Below are 23,989 nucleotides of genomic sequence, written 5' to 3'. Positions count from 1 at the left end.
CCGCGCCCGCGGCGTTCGCGCCATCCACCCGCGCCAGCAGGAGAGCCGCGTGCCCATGCGAATCGTTCGTCGTCCTTTTCCCTTGCGGTCCGTGCGCGTGGCGCTGGCGTCGCTGGCGACGCTGGTCGGGGCCTTGCCGGCCGCGGCGCAGGAACAGGCGGCGACGCCGCGCGATCTCGATGCGGTACTGGTCACCGGCTCGCGCATCGCCCGCGCGCAGGTGGAAGGCCCGGCGCCGGTCACCGTCATCACCGCCGAGGACATCCGCAAGCAGGGCTTCGCCACGGTGTGGGAATCGCTGGGCACGCTGACCCAGTTCAGCGGCAGCACCTTCAACGAGAGCGACCAGACCGGCAGTTCGCCCAACGGCCAGTATCTCAACCTGCGCGGGCTGGGGCCGGGTTACCAGTTGATCCTGCTCAACGGCAAGCGCATGGCCGATTATCCGCAGCCCTACGGCGCCAACGGCACCGCGGTCAGCCTGGGCAGCATCCCCGCGGCGGCGGTGGAGCGCATCGAGGTGATGAGCGGCGGCGCCTCGGCCATCTACGGTTCCGATGCGGTCGCCGGCGTGGTCAACATCATCACCAAGCGCGATTTCCAGGGCGACAGCCTGCGCGTGCGTGCCGGCACCACCACCCGCGGCGGCGGCGATAGCGGGCAACTGCAGTGGACTGGCGGGCGCCGCGGCGACGGCTGGAGCGTCACCTACGCCTTCGAGCGGCTGGACCGCGAACCCATCGTCGCCCGCCAGCGCGACTTCATGGATTCCTACGACGACCATCCGGCCAACAAGGCCGATCCCAGCTCGCCCAACGTGTCGATCTCCGGCGTGTATTTGCGCCGCGGCACCACCTATCTATGGCCGCAGGCGGGCACGCTGTCGACCTCGCCGCAGGCGCTGGCCGCGGCCTGCGCCGCGACCAATCCGGCGTTTCGTCCGTACCGCACCAGCGACAGCCTGGCCGCGCCCAACCGCTGCGGCGCGTTCGACTACTACGCCGGGCGCTCTGTGCAGAACGGCTACGGCAAGACCTCGGCCTACCTGGCCGGCGATGCCGAACTCGGCCACGACGTGGTCGCCTATGCGCAACTGCTGGCCAACCGCGCGCAGGACAAGAGCTCCAGCCAGACCCACTACTACATCGGCGAAGGCGCGTTCACCGCCTACGATCCGGACCTGGGGCTGGTCACCGCGCAGCGCATCTTCCTGCCGGACGAGGTCGGCGGCATCAAGACCATCGACTACGACGAGCGCAGCTGGAACCTCAACGCCGGCGTGCGCGGCAAGGCCTTCGGTGGGCGCTTCGACTGGGATGCCAGCGTGTCGCTGTCGCGTTACGACATCACCACGCGGCGCCCGCGCTTCCTCACCAACGCGGTGCGCGATTACTACTTCGGGCCGGTGCTGGGCTATCGGCCGGACGGCACCGAAATCCGCCGTGTGCGCCCGGACCGGTTGTTCGCGCCCGGCAGCCCGGCGTTGTACCAGCAGCTCACCACCGAGGTGACCAGCCGCGGCGAATCGGCCACCGACCAGGCGCAGTTCGTGGTCAGTGGCGACCTGTTCGAGCTGCCGGCGGGCATGGTGCAGATCGCCACCGTGCTGGAAGCCGCGCGGCAGACCTACGACCTGCAGCCCGATCCGCGCACCACCGTCGACTACACCGGCAGCGAGCGCATCTACAACCTCACCCAGACGCCCGGCGGCGGCCCGCGCAAGCGCTACGCCGCAGGGCTGGAGCTGCGCGTGCCGATCGCCAGTCGGCTCAGCGCCACCCTGGCCGCGCGCTACGACGCCTACCACGACATCACCGCGGTCGATGGCGCGGCCACCTGGCAGGTCGGCCTGGAGTGGCGCCCGTTCGACACCCTGCTGCTGCGCGGCAGCCACGCCACCAGCTTCCGCGCGCCAGACCTGCTGTGGATCTACGCCGGCACCAGCGCCAACAATCCCACCGTGGTCGACGAATACCTGTGCCGCCGCGACGGTCTGGATCCGTTGTCGGCGGCCTGCGCGAGCGCGCACGAATACCAGACCTTTTCCACCCAGGCCTCCAACCCGCTGCTGCGCGAGGAGACCGGCAAGTCGACCACGCTCGGCGTGGTGTGGGATGCGCTGCCGGCGCTGTCGCTGAGCCTGGATTACTACCGCATCGAACTCAAGGGCAGGGTCGAAGCCATCTCCAGCGAAACCCTGTTGGAGAACAACGCCAACTGCCTGCTCGGCCGCGACCGCGCCGGCGCCGCGGTGGACACCGCCTCGGTGGCCTGCCGCTTCTACCTGGACGCGGTGACGCGCAGCCCCGGCACCGACCTGACCAGCGAAGGCCAGATCACCGCGTTCAAGACCTTCCCCATCAACCAGTCGCTGATGCGCACCGACGGCATCGACGCCAGCCTGCGCTACGACCTCGACCTCGGCGCCTGGGGCACGCTCGGCCTGCAGGGCGGCCTGACCCGGGTGCTGCGGATGGAGGTGGCGCAGTTCGCCGGCGCGCGCCCGGTGGACGTGATGAACGACGTCGACTACCTGGCGTTCCGCACGCGCGGCAACTGGCGTGCGAACTGGAACCGCGGCGACTGGTCGGCCAGCGTGTACGGCTACCGCTACGGCTCGCGGCCCGACTACGCCGAGCGCGGCCGGGTAGCACCCTACCTGGTGTGGAACCTCGACCTCGCCAAGCAGATCACCGACAAGGCGACCATCGGCCTGAGCGTGCTCAACGTGTTCGACGCGCTGCACCCGCGCGACGACACCTACACCACCTGGCCGTACTTCCCGCGGGTGTACAGCGCGATCGGCCGGCAGTGGTACGTCAACTTCAACTACCGCTTCTGAGTGCGCGGCGGTGAGCGTCGGCGCGTCCCTGCACGCCGTCGCCGCGCCGATTGCGTACGCTTGTGCGTCGCCGACCAGGAAGTGTCCATGACCCGTGTTCCCGTGCCGTCCCTGTCCGCCGTGCGCCGGCTGTTGCTGCTGGCCACGCTCGCGTTGCTCGGGGCCTGCGCGCACGCGCCGCAGCGCAATCCACTGGCCACCTGGGTGCCGTCGCCGAACTACGACGCGCGCCGGCCGATCCTGATCGTCATCCACTACACCGACCAGCACTCGGTGCAGCAGAGCCTGGATACGCTGCGCTCGCACAACAGCAAGGGCAAGGTCAGCGCCCACTACCTGATCGGCCGCGACGGCACGCGCTACCAACTGGTCGCCGACCAGGACCGCGCCTGGCACGGCGGCGCCGGGCGCTGGGGCACCATCACCGACATCAACTCCGCCTCGATCGGCATCGAACTGGACAACGACGGCAAGACCCCATTCGCACCGCAACAGATCGACAGCCTGCTGGTGCTGCTCGAGGACCTGTGCACGCGCCTGCGCATCCCGCGTACCCAGGTGGTCGGCCACGAGGACTTCGCGCCCTCGCGCAAGGTCGACCCGGGCCCGCTGTTCCCGTGGAAGCGACTGGCCGAGGCCGGCTTCGGCCGCTGGCCGGCCGCCGACACGCCGCCGGCGCCCCCCGGCTTCGATCCGTGGCAGGCGCTGGCGCTGATCGGCTATCCGGTCGACGACCGGGCGGCGACCCTGCGCGCCTTCCACCACCACTACCGCGGCAACGACGCCACCGCCTTCGACGCCGAAGACCTGCGCATCCTGTACGCGCTGACCCAGCCGCTGCTGGCGCGCCCGCAGCCGGTGCCGGCGATGGAGCCGGACGCGCCCTGAGCCGGGGCGCTGCGCCGCCAGCGTCGGTCTTGGCGGCGTGCACGCCTGTCACTTGGCGCCGCCGCGGTTCTTGGTAGCATCGCGCGCCAACGGACTCCAAAGGACGCAGTGCGATGAGGCGAGGAACCACGGCCCTGTGGGCAGCAACCTTCCTGCTGTTGGGCGGGTGCAAGGACAAGGCCGCCGATGCGCCGGCCGCGGCGCAGACCCCGGCGACGGCGAGCGCGCCCGCATCCGCCGCGCCCGCAGACGCGAGCGCCGCGGCGCAGCCGGCCGCCGCCGAGGTGCCGGCACCAGGCAAGGTGCTGGCCGACATCTACGGCGCCAAGGGCGACGGCTCGGCGTCCTACGCCATCGACAACGGCGCGGTGGCCAGCTTCTGGTACGGCTACCGCTTCGACCTCGGCGGCAAGCAGTACTACACCGGTTTCGCCAATGCCACCGGCGGCAAGTACGACAAGCCCGGGGACCAGGCCGGCGACCAGGACCTGCCCGACCCGGCCGCCACGGTCAGCATCAGCCAGGCCACCTACGTGCTCGACAGCGCCGGCGGCAAGCCGGCCTGGACCCTGTTCCACGCGCAGCGCTGGGCCGGCGATTTCGGCTCCGACGGCAAGGCCGACACCCTGGACGAACAGCGCAAGCCGCAGAGCACCGAGACCAAGGATGGCCACCTGCTGCTGGCGCTGCCGACCACCCGTTTCGCCGACGGCATCACCAGTGCCGGCTTCGCGGTGTTCACCTTCGACCCGAACAAGAACGACCTGGGCGACTACAAGGGTTGGGTCTACCTGGGCACGGTCGCCGCCGGCGAGGACAACAGCGCCGCGTGCGACGACCAGGGCACCATGAAATGCGCCACCAGCACCGGCACGCTGAGCTTCGTGCCGCCGGCCAGCGGCAATGTGCCGTCGCTGCGGATCGCCCTGCAGGGCACGGTGGTGGAAGGGCCGGGCAAGGTCCGCACGCTGGGCCCGGCCGACGCCGTCACCTACACCTACGACCCCGCCAAGCAGCACTACACCCCGCCGCTGGACCGCTGAACGGACGGCGCGCGGATGTGACGCGGCGCGCGCGGCAGCGGTGGTTTCGGGCGCGGGACCTGGTTTAAGATGCGCCCCACGGGGCCTGATGATCAGGCGAGTCATTCGCGAGCGGCATGGGATGCTGCACTCGCCCGAAATGCCGGCGTGGATTGCCGGCGTGCGGTTCGCCATGCGCGACCGCCATCACCGCCCCTGCTCGGGGCCGGCGTGCACGTCACCTTGTTCCGTCCGAAGCTGCGCCTGCGGGGAGTGTGCTCTCCGTGCAGCGCGCCGCGTCCGCGTCGTGCGCCGCCTGCGTCACGCCGGCCGCGGTAGCGGGGCGCATCGGAATGTGCAGGTGGGTTCTTCCGGCTTCTTCACCGAATACAGGATGTTCTGGACATGTCGAACGACAACAAGCGCGCCGCTCCCGAAGTGCCACCCGATGCGGGCAGCGTGCTGTACCTGATCTACGGCTGGGACGGCGATGGCGCCGTGTCCTACGAGATCGACAACGGTGCCGTGGTGAATTTCTGGGGCGGCCGGCATTTCGAGCTGGACGGCAAGCAGTACTACACCGGTTTCAGCTACGCCACGCCGGGCCGGTACGGCATCGACGATGCGGAAACCTTCCCGAACCCCGGCGAGGGCGTCTCGCTCGGTGCCGCGACCTTCCAGCTGACCACCCCGGGCGGCGAGCGGCCGTGGATGGTGCTGCATGCGCAGCGTTACGTCGGCAGCTTCGGCGCCTACGCGCGCGCCGATGCGTTCGATACCACCCGCGCGCCGCAGCAGCATGCGCTGGGCGATGGCCGGTTGCTGCTGGCCGTGCCGACCACCCGCTTCGAAAACGGCATCACCGAAGCCGGTTTCGCCATGTTCGTGTTCGATCCGAACCGGCACGACCTCGGCGATTACCGTAGCTGGGTCTACTGCGGCACGGTGGCGGCCGGCGAGGACAACGAGGCGGCCAGCGACCCGGACGGCGTGGTGCCGCACGTGTCCAGCACCGGCGCTCTGGAATTCCAGGCGGTGCCCGGCCAGCGCATGCCGGCGCTGCGGGTGGCGCTGCACGGCACCGCCATCGCCGGTCCCGGCCGCGCGCGCCTGCTCGATGGCAGCGACGTCCTGCAGTACGCCTACGACCCGGACAGCGGCCAGTACCAGCCGACGCCCGTCGCATGACTCCACGGCGCGCGGCGGCGCGCCGGTGACGCAGCACCCGATGTTCCGCAGTACGCAATCGTTCTGTTGACCGCGCACTAACAAGCTCATGGACGAGCTCGGTTGACCCAGGCGGCCGCGATGGCCGTACCTCAACCTCAAGGAGTTACACGAGATGGCACGCGATACCACCAAGGCAGAGAATCTCGACATCATCGAGCGGGAAGCCAGGCAGCGGCAGATTCCGGTCGACGATTTCATGCGTTTCGCCTACATCGAAACCGGCGGCCGCTTCGACGAGCAGGCCAGCCGCGGTCCCAACAGCGCCAAGGGCCTGTTCCAGTTCACGCCCGGCGCCGCCAGCGCCTACGGCATCCGCGGTCGCGAGCTCGACGCGGTGGCCAACACCGATGCCGCCGCGCGCATGTACCAGGACAATCGCAACAGCCTGACCCGCCAGCACGAGCGCGACGGCCGCGCCTACCTGTCCGGCAAGGCGCAGCCCGACGGCCTGGACATGTACATGGCGCACCAGCAGGGCGCCGGCGGCTATCGCTCGATCCAGGCCGCGATCGCCACCGGCCACTTCGAGCTGAAGGGCACCCGCGCCAACATCCTCAACAACGTCCCCGGCGAAAAGGATGCGCAGGGCGCGCGCCAGTTCCAGGCCTACACCGGCACCTCGCTGGCCGACTTCAAGAAGTTGTCCGACCAGGACATGGCCAAGGCCTTCGTGAAGTACTGGGACGCCAAGTACGACCACATCGCGATCCCGGAAAAGGGCATCAAGCCGCTCGCCGAGGGCCAGGCCGCCCAGGCGCCCGCGCGCACGCCGGCACCGGCCGGCGGCAAGCAGGGCGGCCATGACGGCATCGCGCTGACCGCCGCCTACGACCTGGGCGTCAAGCACGACGACGTCAAGTACGCGATCAACGTCAAGAGCAGCAAGTACTACCACCCCGGCGTGGACGGCAAGCATCTGTCGCAGGGCTACATCGACTGTTCCGGCTGGGTCACCGAGCTGCAGAACGCGACGATGAACGAGATCAACCGCAAGGCCGGTCGCGACGTGTTCGCCCAGAAGGACATGCTGGTGCAGGGCATGACCGGCTCCGGCGAGATCGTCAAGAAGGCCTACGACAGCTCCGGCGTGCTGCTGGAGGGCAAGGACGTGTTCAAGCCCGGCGCGCTGAAGGAAGGCATGGTCATCGGCGTGGATTCGGGCAAGACCGCGCACGAGCACTGGAAGGGCATCGACCACATCATGATGGTCGTGCGCGACCCCAAGAGCGGCGAACTGCTGGTCAGCCAGTCCACCGGCAGCAAGGGCGTCAACACCATGCCGCTGGACGACTACCTGGCCACGCATCAGAACGCCAAGCTGTTCGCCTCCGATCCGCTGGCCAAGGGCCGCGACCTGCTGCAGGACCGCCAGCAGACCCAGGCGCAGACGCAGGGCGCGCAGGAGCCGCGCACGGCGCTGAAGCCGGGCGAGCAGGGCGCCGACGTCAAGGCGATGCAGCAGCGCCTGATCGAGCTGGGCGTCAAGGACGACCAGGGCAAGCTGCTCAGCGGTACCGGCTACTACGGCGATCGCACCCAGCAGGTGGTCGCCAACCTGCAACGCGAGAAGGGCCTGGCGGCGACCGGCATCGCCGACAAGGCCACCCTGGAGGCGATCGCCAAGCAGCCGGCGCAGGCCAAGTCCGACGCGGCGACGCTGGCCGAAAACCCGCTGTACAAGCAGGCCATGGACCACCTGCAGAAGCAGGGACCCAACGGCGGCTTCAAGAGCGCCGAAGAGATGCAGCGCGCCGCCGGCCAGGTCGCGTTCGAGGCCAAGGTCAGCGGCATGAACCGCATCGACGACCTGGTGCTCAGCGGCGACCGCCGCGGCCTGATCGCCGTGCAGCGCAATCCCGACAATCCGCACGACGTCAATCGTGCCTACGTGGACAGGCAGCAGGCCGCGGCGGTGCCGCTGGAGCGCAGCCAGCAGCAGCTGGCCGCAGAAACCCAGCGGCAGGCGCAAGAGCAGCAGCAGCCGGATCCGCAGCGCGAGAAGACCCAGGCGCCGCGCTGATCGGTCTCGCGGCAACGGCCGCCGTCGCGCGTTGCGCGGCGGTGGTCGTGCGTGGCGATGTCGAGCGCTGCGCAAGACCGCCGCGCATGCGCCGGCGCGACATTGCCCAACGCCGGCCAAACACGATCGCCTGCCATCGCGGCGTGCGATGGACAGTGTCCACGACGATCGATTAGAACCTCGCCTTCCCGCTCGCGCAAACGACAAGGACGCATTCCGACCATGGCCATCGCCAAGGCGTTCCAACGCTCTTCCCTGCTGCTGTTGTGCGTGGCCGCCGCCGCGTGCAGCGCGCCGTCTTCCACCCCCGGCCAGACGCAGGCACCGGCCGCTCCGGCGGCAGACGCTGCGGCCGCGGCGTCCCCTGCCGCCGCGCACGATGCCGGTACCCAGGCCGATGCGGGCGCGGCCACACCGGTTGCATCGGCTGCGGCACCCGCCCCTTCCACCGCTTCAGGAGATTCCCCCGTGCTGCGACCGTCCTACGACACCTGCATCACCGCCGCCGGCGGCGCGACCCCGGCGATGCTGGACTGCATTTCCGACGAACACGCCTACCAGGACCAGCGCCTCAACACCGCCTACAAGGCGGCGATGGCCAAACTGAGCGAGGCCGAGCAGCACGCGCTGCGCGAGCGGCAGCGCAAGTGGATCGCCGAGCGCGACGAAAAGTGCGTCGCCGATCCGGACGGCGGCCAGGCCGAGCGCGTGGATGCGGCCGAATGCCGGCTGGAAATGACCGCGCACCGCGCCGACGAACTCGAAGCGCACTGACCACCCCTGTATCGAACCCGACGCGCGGCGCTTTCCACGCCGCGCGTCCTGCCAAGGAGAACGCGATGAGCGACAAGGATTGGGAACTGGGCCAGACCTCCAAACACTACGAGACCGGCGGCCGCGGCGCGTCGACCGTGTCCTCCGGCGTCGACGACCCGGGCGGCGTGTCCTACGGCTCGTACCAGATGACCTCGCAGACGACGACCCGTGAGGGCAAGGTCATCAACGGCGGCACCGTCGCCGCGTTCGTCAAGGACAGCAAGTACAGCGACGACTTCGCCGGCCTCACGCCGGGTTCCGCCGAGTTCAGCGCCAAGTGGAAGGAACTGGCCAAGACCGACCCCGGCTTCGGCCAGGAACAGCACGACTACATCAAGCGCACCCACTTCGACAAACTGGTCGACCGGCTCAAGGACAAGGGCATGGACCTGTCCGACCGCGGCCCGGCGGTGCAGGACGCGATGTGGAGCACCGCGGTCCAGTACGGTCCGGGCAGCGACAAGAAGCCGGGCGGGTCCGGCGTGTTCCTGCGCGCCATGGAAGAGAAGTTCGGCAAGCAGGCGGATCTGTCCAAGATTTCCGACAAGGAGATCGTCAGCGCGGTGCAGGACTACAAGGCCGAGCACGTCAAGGAGCTGTTCCCGCGCGTGCACAAGCAGAAGACCCTGGACTCGCTGGAGAACCGCGCCGAGAACGAGAAGGCCGACCTGCTCAAGCTGGCCGACCTCGGCAAGACCGTGGCCAAGCCCGGCGAGCAGCGCGACGGGCACACCGCGCCGAAGCCGCACGACGGCCATCGCGAGCCGGCCGCGCACAACGGCGTGCTGGCGCGCAATGCGCAGGGCGAGGCGGTGAAAGGCCTGCAGGAGAAACTGGCCACGCTCGGCTACCTGGAGGCCAAGGATGCGATCGGCACCTACGGCCCGAAGACCGAAGCGGCGGTGGAGAAGTTCCAGCAGGACCAGCACCTGAAGGGCGTGGACGGCAAGGCCGGCCCGGAGACGCTGGGCGCGATCGACCGCAGCGTGCAGCGGCAGCAGGGCGTGGAGCAGTTGCGGCGCGACAGTCCGCTGTTCGACCAGGCGGTCGCGCAGCTGGAAAAGCAGGGGCGCAACGGTGGCTACGGCGACCGCGAGTCCATGCAGCGTGCGGCCGGGCAGTTGGCCTTCGAGGCCAAGGTCAGCGGCATGTCGCGCATCGACGACCTGGTCGCCAGCACCGATGGCCGCGGCATGATCGCGGTGCAGCGCAATCCGGAGAACGCGCACGACGTGCATCGCGCGTATGTCGACCGTCAGCAGGCGGCGACCGTGCCGCTGGAGCAGAGCCAGCAGCAACTGGCGGCCGAGACCCAGCGCCAGGCGCAGGAGCGGCAGGTGCAGGACCAGCAGCGCACCCAGACCCAGTCGCAAGCCCCCGGGCGCTGAGTCGCGCCGCGCAGGGCGGTCATCGGCACGCGCCGGTGGCCGCCCTGCCTTGCGCAGTTCGCATCGCGCGTCGTTGCAGGCGCGCGGCAGGACAGCGGCCGCGGCCATGGCCTATGCTGCACACATGTCGCATGACCGCTTCTGCCGCCACCTTTCTCCGTCGCGCCCCGGGCGCCGGGCTGGCGTGCTGCGCGCAGTGGGCCTGACGCTCGCGTTCGCCGTCGTGCCTGCTACGTTCGCGGTGGAACCGACCACCTCACCGGCGACCACGCCGGAGCAGGCGGGACTGGTCGACGTGCACACGCTGGCGCCGGACATCGCGATGGACATCCGCTACGCCGGCCACGACAACTTCACCGGTCGCCCGGTGCCCGGCTACGACGCACCCAAGTGCTATCTGCTGGCGCCGGCCGCGAAGGCCTTGGCGCAGGTGCAACGCGACCTGCAGGCCAAGGGCTACCGCCTGCAGGTGTTCGACTGCTATCGGCCGCAGCGCTCGGTCCACGCCTTCGTCGCCTGGGCGCGCGATCCGCAGGATCAGGTCGCCAAGGCGCGCTACTACCCCAAGCTCGACAAGGGCGTGCTGCTCGGCGACTACATCGCCGAACACTCCGGCCACAGTCGCGGCGCCACCGTCGATCTGGGTCTGCTGGACTGCCGCCAGGGCGCTTGCCGCGCAGTGGACATGGGCACCGGCTTCGACTTCTTCGACCCCAGCGCGCACACCGACACGCCGGCCATCGACGCCACCCAGCGCGGGCATCGCCAGCAGCTCCTGAAGGCGATGGCCGCGCGCGGCTTCGTCAACTATCCGATGGAATGGTGGCACTACACCTTCCAGCCCGAGCCCAGCCCCGGCGTCGCCTTCGACGTGCCGGTGCGCTAGCGCCTCCTCGCCTTCGCCACGGACCACCCATGACCGGCACGCACCAGTTCGTCGACCTGCAATGCCCTTACTGCGGCGAGTGGATCGACGTCGCGCTGGATCCGTCGGTGGACGTGCAGCAGTACGTGGAGGACTGCCAGGTGTGCTGCAAGCCGATGCTGATGACGGTGCGCTGGGACGAGGACGGCGCGCCGGTGGTGAGCGCGATCGCCGAAAACGCCAGTTGATTCGCATGCTGGCGTGGCGCGGCGCACGCCGATGCGCGACAGCCTCTAGACTTGCGGCCTTGCCGACCGAGGACACCCGATGAACCTGCCGCTGCACTTCGGCCTGCTGGGCTCGCTGGAAGCCGGGCTGATCGCCTTGGTGGTCGGCTTCCTGGTGTATGCGCTGTGGCAATGGCTGGGCCGGCGGCTGGGCTGGTCCGAGGGTCAGCAGCTGGGCGGCGCCTGCCTGATCGCGGTGGCGGTGGCGGCCGGCATCGACTGCTGGAACCTGTTCTACACCAGCATCGTGCGCCTGGAGTCGCCGCTGTATGCGCGCATCGCCCTGGCCAGCATCCACGATCCGGACGAACTGGGTTCGCGGGTGGTGCTGGAAGTGGCCGGCGCCCTCTCCGGCGTGGCCCTGGCGTGGGTCGTATTCAGGGCGCGTTCAAGCGAAAACGCCGGCGACGGCGGTCACGAAACACGCTGAAACAGACGTTTTCTTTCTGCAATCCAAACGTCTTGAATGGTCGCCTTACCGCGTGCTCACCGATCCCTAACCGGCGCAGTAGCGTGCTGCGCGCACGCCGTGGTTAACGAAGCGTTTTGCGGCGAATTTCGACAGGGAATGGATTCAGTCTGAGACCGGCACGGTAGCGCCGTGTTCCGGAATCGACCGGACATGCCACACCGAGAGAGCCAAGGAGAATCCACCCATGAACATTCGCACTCGCACCCCGCTGATCGGTACCGCCGCCCTTCTCGCCGCCGCGCTGGCCCTGCCGGCGTTCGCCCAGGACGCGCAAGCCGATGCCGCCGCGCAGGCGCAGACGCAGTCGTCCACCAGCGCCACCGGCCAGAGCGGGCAGGCCGGCGCGGCCTCCGGCGGTGCCCAGACCTGGGCCGACGTGGACGCCGACAAGGACGGCGCCATCAGCAAGCAGGAGGCGCAGGTCAACGCCGGCCTCAGCCAGATCTTCGCGCAGGCCGACGCCAACCACGACGGCAAGCTGACCCCGGACGAGTACAAGGCCTACGTCGCCAAGCAGCAGGGCGGCGCGGCGACCGGCAGCGACAGCAACGGCGGCCAGTAACCGGAGCGGTACCGGCACGGCGGTCGCGCGGCGATGAGGACGCGCGCCGCCTGGCCGGGGCCGACCCTGGTGCACCACGAGTCTCGTGGTGCACGCTGACGCTTCACCACGACGGCGGCCTTGGGCCGCCGTCGTGCGTTGTGCGTCAGGGCAGTGCCTGTCGTCTATTGGTCGGCGACCCGCTGCTATGCTTGGCGGATGATGCCGACACCTACCGCCTTGCGTTCCTCTCCCATCGCCCTGGTCGGCTTCGACGGCGACGACACCCTGTGGAAGAGCGAGGATTATTACCGCGACGCCGAGGCCGCGTTCGAAGCCATCCTCGGCCAGTACCTGGACCTGCAGGATGCCGGCACCCTGCAGCATCTGCTGGCGGTGGAGCGCCGCAATCTCAAGGTCTTCGGGTATGGCGTGAAGGGCATGACCCTGTCGATGATCGAGGCGGCGATCGAGCTGACCGACGCGCGCATTTCCGCGCGCGACATCGGGCGCATCATCGAGATCGGCCGCGCCACCCTGCAGCATCCGGTGGAGGTGATCGCCGGCGTGCGCGAGGCGGTGGCGGCGATCGCCGCCGAGTTCGAGATCGTGCTGATCACCAAGGGCGACCTGTTCCATCAGGAAGCCAAGATCGCGCAGTCCGGCCTGGGCGAGCTGTTTCCGCGTATCGAGGTGGTGTCGGAGAAGGATCCCAAGACCTACGCCAAGGTGCTGTCCGAGTTCGGAATCGGCGCCGAGCGCTTCGTGATGATCGGCAACTCGCTGCGCTCGGACGTGGAGCCGGTGATCGCGCTCGGCGGCTGGGGCATCCATACGCCATACACCACCACCTGGGCGCACGAGGCCGAGCACGGGCTGTCGGCCGACGAACCACGCCTGCGCGAAGTGGCCGCGGCCGCGGATTGGCCACAGGCGGTGGCCGATCTCAACCGGCATGCGGCGGGCCTGCAGCGGGGCTGAGCCGCTGCCGCGTCAGGCGGCGTGGTGTACCGGCCTCTGGCCTTGTCGCGTAGGAGGGACTTCAGCCGCGACACCGCCGAGCCTGCGCTGCGCGTGCCTGCCGGCTGTCGTCCTGCCTTGCCGCACTGACAGCGCCCACTGCCTCCGGCAGAATCGACGCATGCCTCCGCTTCCGTCTCCTGCCGGTCTGTTACTGAGCGCCGCCCTGTTGGCTGCCGGCCCGGCGCTGGCGCAGGGGGCGGTAGCGCCCTCGCGCGCCCCTGCCTCCGAGAGCGGGGAAACGGCACCGGTCGAGGTGCCCGGTACCGACGATGCCTGGATCGATCGGCAGTTGCTGGACATCGACCGCTACGCCGCGCGCTACCCCGACAGCTTCCTCGACGAGGTCGCGCGCTACGCGCAGATGCCGCGCGGCTATGCCGAAGTGCTGCTGCGCGATCGGCGCTGGCCGCCGCGCGATGTCTATGTCGCCGCGTTCCTGGCCAAGGCCGCGGGACGGCCTTACCGCGAGGTGGTGCGCGCCCGCACCGCGGCCGGCGTCCCGGCCGGCTGGGCAGTGGTGGCGAGCGACATGGACGCGCCGCCCGGCTCGCTGGCCTACCGCGCGCTGCGCCATGCCATCGTCGCCAGCTACGACCACTGGGATCGGCCGATCGTGCTGGACGCGCTGCTGCGCCGGCAACTGGGCGACCGCGCCGCACGCGATCGCGCCGCGACACAGCCGCAGGACGGATCTGCGCGCACGCACTAAGCGCGGGGGAGCACAACGACACAGAGCGGCCGCCTGCACGTTCGCCCATGTCGCTGCGCGAACGTCCCGTTTTGCCTGCACGGCACGCAGGCGACGTTATGCATCCACTTCAGCGCGCACGAGCCCCTCTCCCCCCGGGAGAGGGGTTGGGGTGAGGGTCTGGGCGCGCAGCGCCCCAGGCAGTTTGGGTGCACGAGGCTGCGCCCGGACCCTCATCCGCCCCTGCGGGGCACCTTCTCCCGGCGGGAGAAGGAGACAGCGGTGCCGGCCACTCCCGTGCCGCACCGGTACGCGCCGCCCATTCATCCACACTGGCCGCGCCGCCGTCGCGGCGCGAGAATAGGCGTTCTGCCGGTCCTGCTGCCGGCGCCACCGCCGCTCCGGACCGCCCGATGACCAACGCCTTCGTTTCGCCCGACGCTATCCGCAGCCTGTTCGCGCAGGCCATGTCCGACATGTACCGCACCGAGGTGCCGTTGTATGGCACGCTGATGGAGCTGGTGGCGCAGGTCAATGCGCAGACCCTGGCTGCGGACCCGGCACTGGAGGCGCAGCTGCAGCGCAACGACGAACGCGCGCGCCTGGACCAGGAGCGGCACGGCGCGATCCGCGTCGGCACCGCCGAGGAACTGGCCACGCTGCGCCGCCTGTTCGCGGTGATGGGCATGGCGCCGGTCGGCTATTACGACCTGTCGGTGGCCGGCGTGCCGGTGCACTCCACCGCGTTCCGCCCGCTGGAGGCGGCGGCGCTGGCGCGCAATCCGTTCCGCGTGTTCACCTCGCTGCTGCGGCTGGAGCTGATCGAGGACCCGGCGCTGCGCGAGCAGGCGGCGCAGATCCTCGCCAAGCGGCGCATCTTCACCGACGGCGCGCTCGCGTTGATCGCGCAGTGCGAACGCGACGGCGGCCTGGCCGACGCCGACGCGCAGCGCTTCGTCGCCGAGGCGCTGGAAACCTTCCGCTGGCACAGCGACGCGACCGTGAGCCTGCCGACCTACCGCGCGCTGAGCGAAGCGCACAAATTGATCGCCGACGTGGTCAGCTTCCATGGCCCGCACATCAACCACCTGACCCCGCGCACCCTGGACATCGACGCGGCGCAGGCGGAAATGCTGCGCCGGGGCATCGACGCCAAGGCGGTGATCGAAGGCCCGCCGCGTCGCGCCTGCCCGATCCTGCTGCGCCAGACCAGCTTCAAGGCGCTGGAGGAAACCGTGCGCTTCCCCGCCGGCGCGGACGGCGCCGAGGCCGGCACCCACACCGCGCGGTTCGGCGAGATCGAGCAGCGCGGCCTGGCCCTGACGCCGAAGGGCCGCGCGCTGTACGACGCGCTGCTGGAACGCGCACGCGCCGCCGACGGTAGCGCCGGTGCCGACTACGCCACGCGCCTGCAGGCCGCCTTCGCCGACTTCCCCGACGACTACGCCACCCTGCGTCGCGAGGGCCTGGGCTATTTCCGCTACGCCCTCACCGATGCCGGTCGCGCCGCCGGCGCTGCGGCCCTGGCCGGCAAGCCAGCCGAAGCGCTGATCGCCGACGGCCTGGTCAGCGCCGACCCGATCGTCTACGAGGATTTCCTGCCTGTCAGCGCCGCCGGCATCTTCCAGTCCAACCTCGGCGGCGGCGAACAGCGCGCCTACGCCGCGCACGCCAACCGCGCCGCGTTCGAGCAGGCGCTGGGCGCGACAGTGCACGACGAGTTCGCCATCTACGCCGGTATCGAGCGCGATTCGCTGGAGGCGTTGGCGGGTTGACAGCTGTGTTCCTGTTGTCAACGGCGGTAAGACAAGGACGATGTCCGACGTCGTGGCTACTTGTCTCTGGATGTCCGAGTTTTGGTTGCACCACCAATGATGTCGCCTGATTTGAAACTGCCGGCGTCACTGGTAGGGGTTTCACTTGACGGTACCGTCGATTGGTATCAGTATTTGAACCGAAAACCGGCCGTTTGCAGGTGACATATAAGCGGGGCTTGACCCCCACCTGCATCCGGCCATCTTATTGCCTAGGGAGATGGGCATGCATCGGCGCTTTGCCGTCCTGCTGGATGCGGGATTCGTCAAAAGAAAATTGAAGTCGAGCGGTGAAGTTTCCGCCAACCGCATACAGCAACTTGTAGAGGCAATTCGCAAGCACGAATGCCTTCAGGATTGCCTTCTGCATCGCGTCTACTACTACGACGCTGCGCCACTTGGAAGATCGGTTGAGCAGCCTGTCACTGGCGAGGTCATCGAGTACGACAAGACGCCTGTGTTCCAATCCAACGTGGCCTTGGTGAGGGATGTTGCCAAGCTTCCCCATGATGTTGCCAAGCTTCCCCATTTTGCGCTTCGTCAGGGCGAATGCAGCCACGATGGTTGGATGGCAAAGTTCAAGTCGCTGAAGAGCGCGGGGAACTACGATGCCGGGTCTGACACGTTGAAGCTGAAAAGCTCGGACCTGAAACCGGTCATCAAGCAAAAAGGCGTGGACATGCGTATCGGCATGGATATCGCTGCCTTGACTCTAAAAAAGCATGTGGAAGTCATCGTACTTGTCACGGCAGACAGTGACTTCATTCCTGCAATGAAGTTTGCGCGTCGGGAAGGCGCGCAACTCTATTTGTTCAGTCTCGGCCATGGAACAAAAGAGGATGTGGTCGAGAACGCAGATCTTATGATTGTGTCGACAGCTAAATCTCTGATAGACGCGCTGGCGGCATGACCGGTTCCGCGCCTCGGAATTCGAAACGAATGGCGCGAGGTGCTGTCCTCGACAAGATCTAGGTCGCGCGCCGTGCTCCTGCCGGATTTACCCCGCGTAACGCGCCTTCAGCATGGCATACGCCGAACGCAGCGCCAGTGCTTCGCCACCCGCCGGGCGGCCGGGGCGGTCGCTGTCGTTCCAGGCGTACACGTCCAGGTGCGCCCAGGCCTGCCGCGCCGGCACGAAACGCTCCAGGTACAGCGCCGCGGTCACTGCGCCGGCCATGCGCGAGCCGGCGTTGGCCAGGTCGGCAACCGAGCTGGTGAGATAGCGCAGGTAAGGACGCCACAGCGGCATGCGCCAGACCGGGTCGCGGGTGCGCTCGCCGGCGGCGATCCAGGCCTGCGCCAGCGTGTCGTCGTTGCAGAACAGTGCCGGCAGATCCGGACCCAGGGCGATGCGCGCCGCGCCGGTCAGCGTGGCGAAATCCAGGATCGCGTCGGGGCGCTGCTCGCCGGCGTAGGCCAGCGCATCGCACAGCACCAGGCGGCCTTCGGCGTCGGTGTTGTCGATCTCCACGCTGGTGCCCTGGCGGGTGGCGATCACCTCGCCCGGGCGGAACGCGTTCGGGCCGACCGCGTTCTCCACCGCCGGCAGCAGCACGGTCAGCCGCAGCGGCAGGCGCTGCGCCATCACCAGCCCGGCCAGCGCCAGCGCGTGTGCGGCGCCGCCCATGTCCTTCTTCATGTTGCGCATGCCGTCGGCCGGCTTCAGGTCCAGGCCGCCGGTATCGAAGCACACGCCCTTGCCGACCAGCGCCACGTGCGGGTGCGCTTCCTCGCCCCAGCGCAGCACCAGCAGCCGCGGCGCGCGGTGCGAGGCGCGGCCGACCGCGTGGATCGCCGGGAAGTTCTGCTCCAGCAGCGCGTCGCCGACGATGCTCTCGAACTGCGCGCCGTGTTCCTGCGCGATCGCGCGTGCGGCCTCTTCCAGTTGCTCCGGCCCCATGTGCTCGGTCGGCGTGTTGACCCAGTCGCGCACGCGCAGGCTGGCGGCGATCAGGTCGCACACTTCGGCCTGCGGCGTGGCCAGCAACTGTGCCGGCAGCCGCGGCGGTTGCTTGTAGCGGGCGAAGCGGTAGCTGCCCAGGCCCCAGCCCAGGTGCAGGGTCGCCAGCGTGTCGGCGTCCAGCGCGCTGTCCACGCGCCAGGTGCTGCCGGCCGGCAGCGCGAACGGCGCATGCGCGTAGGCATACGCATCGCCGCGATCGCCGACGCCCAGCACCGCCGCCGCCACGCCGTCGGCACCCGGCAGCAGCAGCACGCTGCCCGGCGCGGCCATGAACTGCTGGGTGTCCATCCACGCCACCCACGCCGGCGATTGCGCCGCGCGCCATTCGGCCAGGTGCTCGCGGTCGAGCACGTACAGCGGCAGTGCGTGGGTGGAGGCGTCGGTGAAGCCGGTCGGCAGGGACATCAGCGGATCCTTGGAAGAGGGAGAAGACCGGTGGGCGAGAGGGCGCGGATCAGGCGCGCGCCGCGTCGGCCGGCTGGGTCGCGTCCAGCCAGTCGGCCAGGCCGGTGAGGGTGTCGAAGTGCAGATCGGGCGGGGTCGGCGGATGCCAGGCCTGCGCCTCGCGGTTGATCCAGCAACCGCGCAGGCCGGCCTGCATCGCACCGACCACGTCGATCTCGATATGGTCGCCCACGTGCAGCACCTGTGCGCAGGGCAGGCCCAGGCGCGCGCAGGCGGCGCGGAAGATGCCTGGGTCCGGCTTGGCCGCACCGTGTTCGCGGGCACTGAGCTGGAAGGCGAAATGGTGGTCCAGGCCGATCGTGGCCAGGTCGGCGTTGCCGTTGCTCAGCGCCACCACCGGCACGCGCGCGGCGATGCGCTCCAGCGCGGCGATGCTGTCCGGATAGCACTCCACCTGATTGCGCGCGGCATGGAACACCGCATACGCAGGTTCCAGCAACGCTTCATCGGCGCCGCTGTCCTGCAGCGCACGGCGCAGGGTCAGCCGACGCAGTTCGCTGAGGTCGTGGTGCAGGTGCGGATGCGCGGCGAACACTTCTTCGCGCAGCTGTCGCATCGCCGCGACCGGGAAGCGCGCGGCGGTGGCCGGGCTGTGCTGCAGCAGCCAGTCGTGCAGCACCTGCTCGATGCGCGCGCCGATCGGTGCGAACGGCCACAGGGTGTCGTCCAGATCCAGCGTGATCGCGCGGACGGGGAAGGAGGGCATGGAAGTCACCGGCGCATTTTACGCCAAGCGCCGAGGCCTACGATGGCCGTGCCCGGTAGACAGTACCCGCGCGCTTCCACCAATCCCCAATCCCGACTCCCGAATCCCGTTTCACTCAAGCAACCGCGCCCAACGCTGCATGCCTTCGACCCGCGCCAGCACCATCTTGATGCACACCAGCAGCGGCACCGCCAGCAGCAGGCCGATCATGCCCCACAGCCAGCCGAACAGCATCAGCGCCAGGATCAGCATCAACGGCGAGATCGCCATGCGCCGGCCGAGCACGATCGGCGTCACCACCTGGCCTTCCAGGGTGTGCAGCGCCAGGTACAGGATCGCCGGTAGCGCCGCGCTCAGCGGTTCGCGGAAGGCGACGAAGCCCATCAGCAGCATCAGCACCGCGCCGATCAGCGGCCCCACGTAGGGCGCGAAATTCAGCAGCGCCACCACCGTGCCCCACAGCAGCGCTTCCTGTGGCGGAATGCCCAGCAGGATCAGAATGCCGGCGAAGATCAGGCCCACCAGCGTATTGATCACGGTGATGGTCAGAACGTAGCGCGAGACCTCGCGTTCGATCGAGCGCAGGATCTCGGTAGTGAATTTCTGTTGCTGGCGGCTGGGCAGCAGCGCGATCGCATGGCGCTGCAGGTTCTCGCCGAACACCATGAAGAAGAACGTCAGCAACACCACCGCCAGCGCCGAGGCGGCCACCCGCGGGGTCCGCACCAGTGCCTTGTACGGGTCGTCCATCTGCGTGCGGATCACCTGCACGCGGCGTCCGCTTTCGCCGCCGGCGGCGCGGGCGAAGTTTTCCGCGGCCTGGTTGGCCTGCTGCATCGGCTTGGTCAGGTCGCGCACCTGGGTGGCCAGATGGCGCAGCTGTGCCGGCGCCTGCTGCGCCCACTCGGCGGCGGGGCCGGCCAGTTGCACGGTCAGCGTCGTCGCCACCGCCATGCCCGACAGCAGCACCAGCAGCGCGGCCAGGAAGCGCGGCAGGTACAGCCGTTGCAGCATGCGCAGGATCGGGTTGCCGACCAGGGCGAAGAAGGCGGCGAGCAGGATCGGCAGGATCACGTCCTGCGCGGCCCACAGCGTGTAGCAGACCGCCAGGGTGGCCAGCACCACCAGCGAGACCGGTCCGCGCGGGCGTGGAGCGGGCGGCGGCGGCAGGGGGCCGTGCGGGGCGTCGTCGGCGACGACCGCGGGATCGGGAACTGTGCTCATCGGACCTGCGATGCAGTGGCCGCGGCGCGCGCCGCAGTGCACGCGCCGAACGGCGTCGAAAAGGAAGCGAAGTGTAGGCCGGATCGTGGCCGGCGCGATATCAAGGCGGCGTGGCCGCCGCGTGCGCGCGGCGTGGCGGCCCATGCCAGCCACGCGCCGATCCCAGGAACGTCAGTCCTTGCCCTGGCGCTCGGACAGGTCGGTGGCCGCTTCGGCCGCGGCGGGTTGCCCGGGGCGCGAGGCCATCGGCGGCCGCGGCGGCTGCGGGCGGACAGCGGATGGGGGAACGGGTGCAACGGGAGGCGGGGCCTGGGTGGCGGCATCCACGGCCGCATCCTGTGCGGTGTCCGCCGCTTCCTCGGCATCGTCGGAGGCGCGCTCGGCGTCATCGGACGCGCTCTTGGCGGTGGTGGCGTTGATCAGGCTGGAGAGCGCGCTGAGCATCTGCAGCCAGCGCGCGCCGCCGAGCTTGCCGACCACCGCCGCCGGTTCGGCGCGGCCGACCAGGAAGCCGGTGCCGAGGCCGACGATCACGATCCGCCACGGTGTCCAGCCTTCGCGCCAGACCTGCTGCAGGGTCGTCCAGTGCGTGCGCACCTGCTCCTGGCGTCCTTCCAGCACCGCTTCGGCGCGGGCGATGCGGTGCTGCAATTGCCGCAGGGTCATGGTGTGGCCTCGCGCTTGGCGACATCCTCGTCGCCGTCCTCGTCGTCGCCGCCGATGCCCAGCTTGGCCAACTGGCGGCGGGTGGCGTCGAGCTTGCTCATGTCGAAGTAACGCAGCGCCTGCCAGGCGCCGAGCGCGGTGACCACCAGGCTGAAGGCCGCGGTCGCCGAGATCGACGCCAGCCACGACCAGCCCATGCGCTGCAGCAGGGCGATCATCGCGCCCATCAGCAGCATCCAGGCCGAGGCGCCGAACGCCACCGACACGGTCAACCACACCAGCGCCCGCGCCAGTGCGGCGCGGGCCAGGGCGAAGTCCGCGGCCACCAGCTTGCGCAGCGCGCGGCCGGTGTCCAGGGTGGCATTGAGTCCTTCGCGCCCGGCCGTGCCGAGCGCGCGGAAGGATTCCTCCAGCGACGGTGCGGCCGCGGCGTCTGCCGCGGCGCCGTCGGTGCGGGCCTGCTCCTGGCTCACGCGCGACTTACTTGTCGCCGCCGCTGCGCGCCAGCTTGGCGATGATCCAGCCGGTGGCGAAGGCCATGCCGAACGAGGCCAACGGACGCTCGCGGATCAGCTCGGCGGCGCTGTCGATCAGGTCGCGGCCCTTGTCCAGCAGCACGTCCACCTGCTCCTTCGCCGCCGCACCGCCGAACTCGGCCGCCGCCAACCCGGACAGCGCGCTGTCGGACAGCTCGGCCTTGACGTTGGCCTTGCCCAGCTTCAGTTCTTCGCCGGCGGCACCGGCAGCGCCCTTGATCGCGTCGCCGGCATAGCTGGCCGCGGACTTCAGGTGCGCGCCGGCTTCGCTCAGGTTGTCCTTGAGGTTCTCGGTATTGGTCGGGCTGGCATTCATGGGCATGTCTCCTCTGGGGTTTGGGGGCCTGCCGTCCGCCATCGCGGACGCTGCGCAGAACGGGGCGACACCAATACCATCGGCGGGGTGTACGGGGTGTTAGCTCGTCGCCGCAGGCAGTGCGCCATAGTGTCGGCGCTCGCCGCCGAGCGGCCAAGTCCCGGAGTGACTGTCATGCATGCGTACGGCAACCGGAGCGGCCATGCCGGGGTGGTCGCCTACGACAGCGGCCCGGACTGGATCGTGCTGCGCTTCGCCGACGGCGCCACCTACCGCTACGACCGCCAGCATCCCGGCCTGCTCCAGGTCATGGAGATGCAGCGCCTGGCCGCGGCCGGGCGCGGCCTCACAACCTACTTGAACCAGCACGTGCGCGACGACTACGCCGCGCGCCTGGACTGAGCGTGCCGGCTCACTGCATGACCAGGTCGGCCTGCGCGCCGCCGCGCACCACGCGCAGCACCAGTTGCGCCGGCTTGCGCGCGAAGTTGGCGCGGTAGCTGGCCAGGTCGGCGAATTCGCCGACCGAGGCGGCCACCACGATGTCGCCGCTGGCCAGGCCGTTGCGCGCCGCACGGCTGCCGCGCGCCACGTTGCCGATCAGCACGCCGGAGATGCCGGACTGGCGCAGCGATTCGGGCAGGTCGGCGAAGGTGGCGCCGCTCAGCCGCGGATCCAGCGACTCGCCGCTGATCGCGCGCGGCTGTTCCTTGAGCGTGGCCTTGAGCTGCAGCGGCTTGCCGTCGCGGCGCACGTCCAGGGTCACCGTGCTGCCCACCGGCTGCAGGCCCTCGTAGTTGTGCAGCGCCTCGGCGCTGTCCAGGCGCTCGCCGTTGGCGCCGGTGATCACATCGCCCGGCTGCAGCCCGGCGGCCGCGGCCGCCGAGCCGGCCAGCACCCGCGTCACCAGCGCCCCGCGCGGCGCCGACAGGCCCAGGCCCTGCGCCATCTGCGTGGTCAGGTTCTGCGTCTCGATGCCCAGGGTGCCGCGGATCATCACCCCGTTGTTCTTGATCAACTGGTCGACCACCGCGCGCGCCAGGTTCGACGGGATCGCCAGGCCCAGGCCGATGTTGCCGGCCATGCTGCCCTGCGGGTTGAAGCTGGCGGTGTTGATGCCGACCAGTTCGCCGCGCAGGTCCACCAGCGCGCCGCCGGAGTTGCCGGGGTTGATCGAGGCGTCGGTCTGGATGAAGTTCTGGTAGCCCAGGCCGCGGATGCCGTTGCGGCCCATCGCCGAGACGATGCCGGAGGTGACGGTCTGGGTGAAGCCGAACGGGTTGCCGATGGCCGCGACGAAATCGCCCACGCGCAGCTTGTCGCTGTCGCCCAGGCGGATCTCGGTGAGGTTGTCGGCCTTGATCCGGATCAGCGCGATGTCGGTGTCCGCGTCCGAGCCCATGAACTCGGCCTTGAAGCTGCGCCCGTCGGCCAGGGTCACCTGCACGTCGTCGGCGTTCTCCACCACGTGGTGGTTGGTCAGCACGTAGCCGTTCTTCGCGTCGATGATCACGCCCGAACCCAGCGATTCGTTGATGCGCTCCTGCGGGATGTCCGGGAACAGGCGGCGCAGGATCGGGTCGTTGAAGAACGGATTGCGCACCCGCACGACTTGCTTGGTGTTGATGCTCACCACCGCCGGCATCACCTTCTGCAGCATCGGCGCCAGCGACGGCAGCGGCTCGCCGGCCACCGCGGACGGCAGGCGCGCGGCCCCGGACAACGGCGGCGCCGCGACCGGCGCGGCCTCGGCGCGGTTGTCCAGTTGCGCATTGATGGCGGTGGCGGCGAAACCGCCGAAGGCAGCGGCGGCGGTCAGGGTCAGCAGCGTGGGCAGCGGTCGCATGAGGTCGGTTTCCGGGGAACGCGGGAGACGTGGGGCAGATGGGCGCGCGTGCGCGTAAATCAAGATGAACGCGCGGCGTTTAACCGCCAGTGAAAGCGTTCCGACGCCGCCTGCGCAAGGCCGCCACGGCACCCCGCGTGCACACCCGCTCGACGGCACGTGATCGGCGCGCGACGACGTTGACAGTCGGCCTGCCCGGCGTTAGCGTTCACGCTTGCATTAGCCACTACATGTAGCGGTATCGATTCGGTACGGCACTAGAGCTAGGGTTTTCTTCACCGGGACTTCACATCCAGGGGCGCGCTCGGCGTTGCATGACGGGACGGTGACAATGGACGTCGCGGATTCGGGGAATTTCGGTCGGTCGAGGG

At 69.5% G+C, this 23,989-nt stretch carries 23 protein-coding genes; 16 read left to right on the top strand and 7 right to left on the bottom strand.

Annotated elements, in window-relative coordinates; translation table 11 throughout:
• The first annotated feature begins 55 nt into the window (after positions 1 to 55).
• The 15 genes from CEK65_RS01605 to CEK65_RS01535 all read left to right on the top strand — a co-directional run bounded on the left by CEK65_RS01605 (position 56) and on the right by CEK65_RS01535 (position 16,806).
• The gene (locus tag CEK65_RS01605) at positions 56 to 2,842 is read left to right on the top strand and encodes a TonB-dependent receptor (RefSeq protein ID WP_226980437.1); all 2,787 of its coding nucleotides are present in this window, start codon (positions 56 to 58) and stop codon (positions 2,840 to 2,842) included.
• A gap of 87 nt (positions 2,843 to 2,929) precedes the next feature.
• Positions 2,930 to 3,730 carry an N-acetylmuramoyl-L-alanine amidase gene (locus CEK65_RS01600; protein ID WP_152180552.1) on the top strand — a complete coding sequence of 267 codons (801 nt, stop codon included), beginning with the start codon at positions 2,930 to 2,932 and terminating at the stop codon, positions 3,728 to 3,730.
• A gap of 113 nt (positions 3,731 to 3,843) precedes the next feature.
• Entirely contained in the window at positions 3,844 to 4,773 is a 930-nt protein-coding gene (locus CEK65_RS01595; RefSeq protein WP_152180551.1) for a hypothetical protein, read from the top strand.
• Between the two features lie 384 nt (positions 4,774 to 5,157).
• The gene (locus CEK65_RS01590; RefSeq protein WP_152180550.1) at positions 5,158 to 5,940 is read left to right on the top strand and encodes a hypothetical protein; all 783 of its coding nucleotides are present in this window, start codon (positions 5,158 to 5,160) and stop codon (positions 5,938 to 5,940) included.
• Between the two features lie 154 nt (positions 5,941 to 6,094).
• On the top strand, positions 6,095 to 8,002 hold the full coding sequence (locus tag CEK65_RS01585; RefSeq protein ID WP_152180549.1) for a peptidoglycan-binding protein: 1,908 nt from the start codon (positions 6,095 to 6,097) through the stop codon (positions 8,000 to 8,002).
• A gap of 468 nt (positions 8,003 to 8,470) precedes the next feature.
• A complete protein-coding gene (locus tag CEK65_RS01580; RefSeq protein ID WP_017910734.1) occupies positions 8,471 to 8,776 on the top strand; it encodes a lysozyme inhibitor LprI family protein in 306 nt (101 codons plus the stop codon).
• 65 nt (positions 8,777 to 8,841) lie between these two features.
• Positions 8,842 to 10,206 carry an XVIPCD domain-containing protein gene (locus CEK65_RS01575; protein ID WP_152180548.1) on the top strand — a complete coding sequence of 455 codons (1,365 nt, stop codon included), beginning with the start codon at positions 8,842 to 8,844 and terminating at the stop codon, positions 10,204 to 10,206.
• Between the two features lie 196 nt (positions 10,207 to 10,402).
• A complete protein-coding gene (locus CEK65_RS01570) occupies positions 10,403 to 11,092 on the top strand; it encodes a M15 family metallopeptidase (RefSeq protein ID WP_152180547.1) in 690 nt (229 codons plus the stop codon).
• 29 nt (positions 11,093 to 11,121) lie between these two features.
• The gene (locus CEK65_RS01565; RefSeq protein ID WP_010340161.1) at positions 11,122 to 11,319 is read left to right on the top strand and encodes a CPXCG motif-containing cysteine-rich protein; all 198 of its coding nucleotides are present in this window, start codon (positions 11,122 to 11,124) and stop codon (positions 11,317 to 11,319) included.
• Between the two features lie 79 nt (positions 11,320 to 11,398).
• Complete coding sequence (locus CEK65_RS01560) at positions 11,399 to 11,788, top strand: hypothetical protein (RefSeq protein WP_152180546.1); 390 nt, start codon at positions 11,399 to 11,401, stop codon at positions 11,786 to 11,788.
• Between the two features lie 226 nt (positions 11,789 to 12,014).
• Entirely contained in the window at positions 12,015 to 12,392 is a 378-nt protein-coding gene (locus tag CEK65_RS01555) for a hypothetical protein (RefSeq protein ID WP_017910738.1), read from the top strand.
• Between the two features lie 201 nt (positions 12,393 to 12,593).
• A complete protein-coding gene (locus CEK65_RS01550; protein ID WP_152180545.1) occupies positions 12,594 to 13,352 on the top strand; it encodes an HAD family hydrolase in 759 nt (252 codons plus the stop codon).
• A 160-nt stretch (positions 13,353 to 13,512) separates the two neighbouring features.
• Positions 13,513 to 14,103, top strand: a complete 591-nt coding sequence (locus tag CEK65_RS01545; RefSeq protein ID WP_193314658.1) for a hypothetical protein — start codon at positions 13,513 to 13,515, stop codon at positions 14,101 to 14,103.
• A 392-nt stretch (positions 14,104 to 14,495) separates the two neighbouring features.
• Entirely contained in the window at positions 14,496 to 15,857 is a 1,362-nt protein-coding gene (locus CEK65_RS01540) for a VOC family protein (protein WP_152180544.1), read from the top strand.
• Between the two features lie 265 nt (positions 15,858 to 16,122).
• Complete coding sequence (locus CEK65_RS01535; protein ID WP_193314657.1) at positions 16,123 to 16,806, top strand: NYN domain-containing protein; 684 nt, start codon at positions 16,123 to 16,125, stop codon at positions 16,804 to 16,806.
• An 87-nt stretch (positions 16,807 to 16,893) separates the two neighbouring features.
• Here the strand turns inward: CEK65_RS01535 and CEK65_RS01530 are convergent, their stop codons facing one another.
• The 6 genes from CEK65_RS01530 to CEK65_RS01505 all read right to left on the bottom strand — a co-directional run bounded on the left by CEK65_RS01530 (position 16,894) and on the right by CEK65_RS01505 (position 21,772).
• Positions 16,894 to 18,264 (bottom strand): leucyl aminopeptidase family protein, encoded by a 1,371-nt coding sequence (locus CEK65_RS01530; protein ID WP_148829544.1) that lies wholly within the window; start codon positions 18,262 to 18,264, stop codon positions 16,894 to 16,896.
• A gap of 49 nt (positions 18,265 to 18,313) precedes the next feature.
• Entirely contained in the window at positions 18,314 to 19,030 is a 717-nt protein-coding gene (locus CEK65_RS01525; RefSeq protein WP_152180542.1) for an HAD family hydrolase, read from the bottom strand.
• A 111-nt stretch (positions 19,031 to 19,141) separates the two neighbouring features.
• Entirely contained in the window at positions 19,142 to 20,254 is a 1,113-nt protein-coding gene (locus tag CEK65_RS01520) for an AI-2E family transporter (RefSeq protein WP_017910745.1), read from the bottom strand.
• 171 nt (positions 20,255 to 20,425) lie between these two features.
• Positions 20,426 to 20,920, bottom strand: coding sequence for a hypothetical protein (locus CEK65_RS01515; RefSeq protein ID WP_152180541.1), 495 nt, complete (start codon positions 20,918 to 20,920; stop codon positions 20,426 to 20,428).
• Positions 20,917 to 21,393: a hypothetical protein gene (locus CEK65_RS01510; protein ID WP_043094419.1), complete on the bottom strand. Its 477-nt coding sequence runs from the start codon at positions 21,391 to 21,393 to the stop codon at positions 20,917 to 20,919. Before CEK65_RS01510 ends, CEK65_RS01515 begins: the two co-directional genes overlap by 4 nt.
• A gap of 7 nt (positions 21,394 to 21,400) precedes the next feature.
• A complete protein-coding gene (locus CEK65_RS01505; protein ID WP_152180540.1) occupies positions 21,401 to 21,772 on the bottom strand; it encodes a hypothetical protein in 372 nt (123 codons plus the stop codon).
• Between the two features lie 174 nt (positions 21,773 to 21,946).
• Between CEK65_RS01505 and CEK65_RS01500 the strand changes: the two genes are divergently transcribed.
• Entirely contained in the window at positions 21,947 to 22,174 is a 228-nt protein-coding gene (locus tag CEK65_RS01500; RefSeq protein WP_043094420.1) for a hypothetical protein, read from the top strand.
• Positions 22,175 to 22,184: 10 nt separating this feature from the next.
• Here CEK65_RS01500 and CEK65_RS01495 read toward each other — a convergent pair whose 3' ends face one another.
• Positions 22,185 to 23,618, bottom strand: coding sequence for a Do family serine endopeptidase (locus CEK65_RS01495; RefSeq protein WP_152180539.1), 1,434 nt, complete (start codon positions 23,616 to 23,618; stop codon positions 22,185 to 22,187).
• Between the last annotated feature and the right edge of the window lie 371 nt (positions 23,619 to 23,989).

This window comes from Xanthomonas sp. LMG 12459 (assembly GCF_009192905.1).
In the GTDB taxonomy this organism is placed as follows: Bacteria; Pseudomonadota; Gammaproteobacteria; order Xanthomonadales; family Xanthomonadaceae; genus Xanthomonas_A; species Xanthomonas_A sontii.
This window is presented reverse-complemented; position numbering and strand designations above follow the sequence as displayed.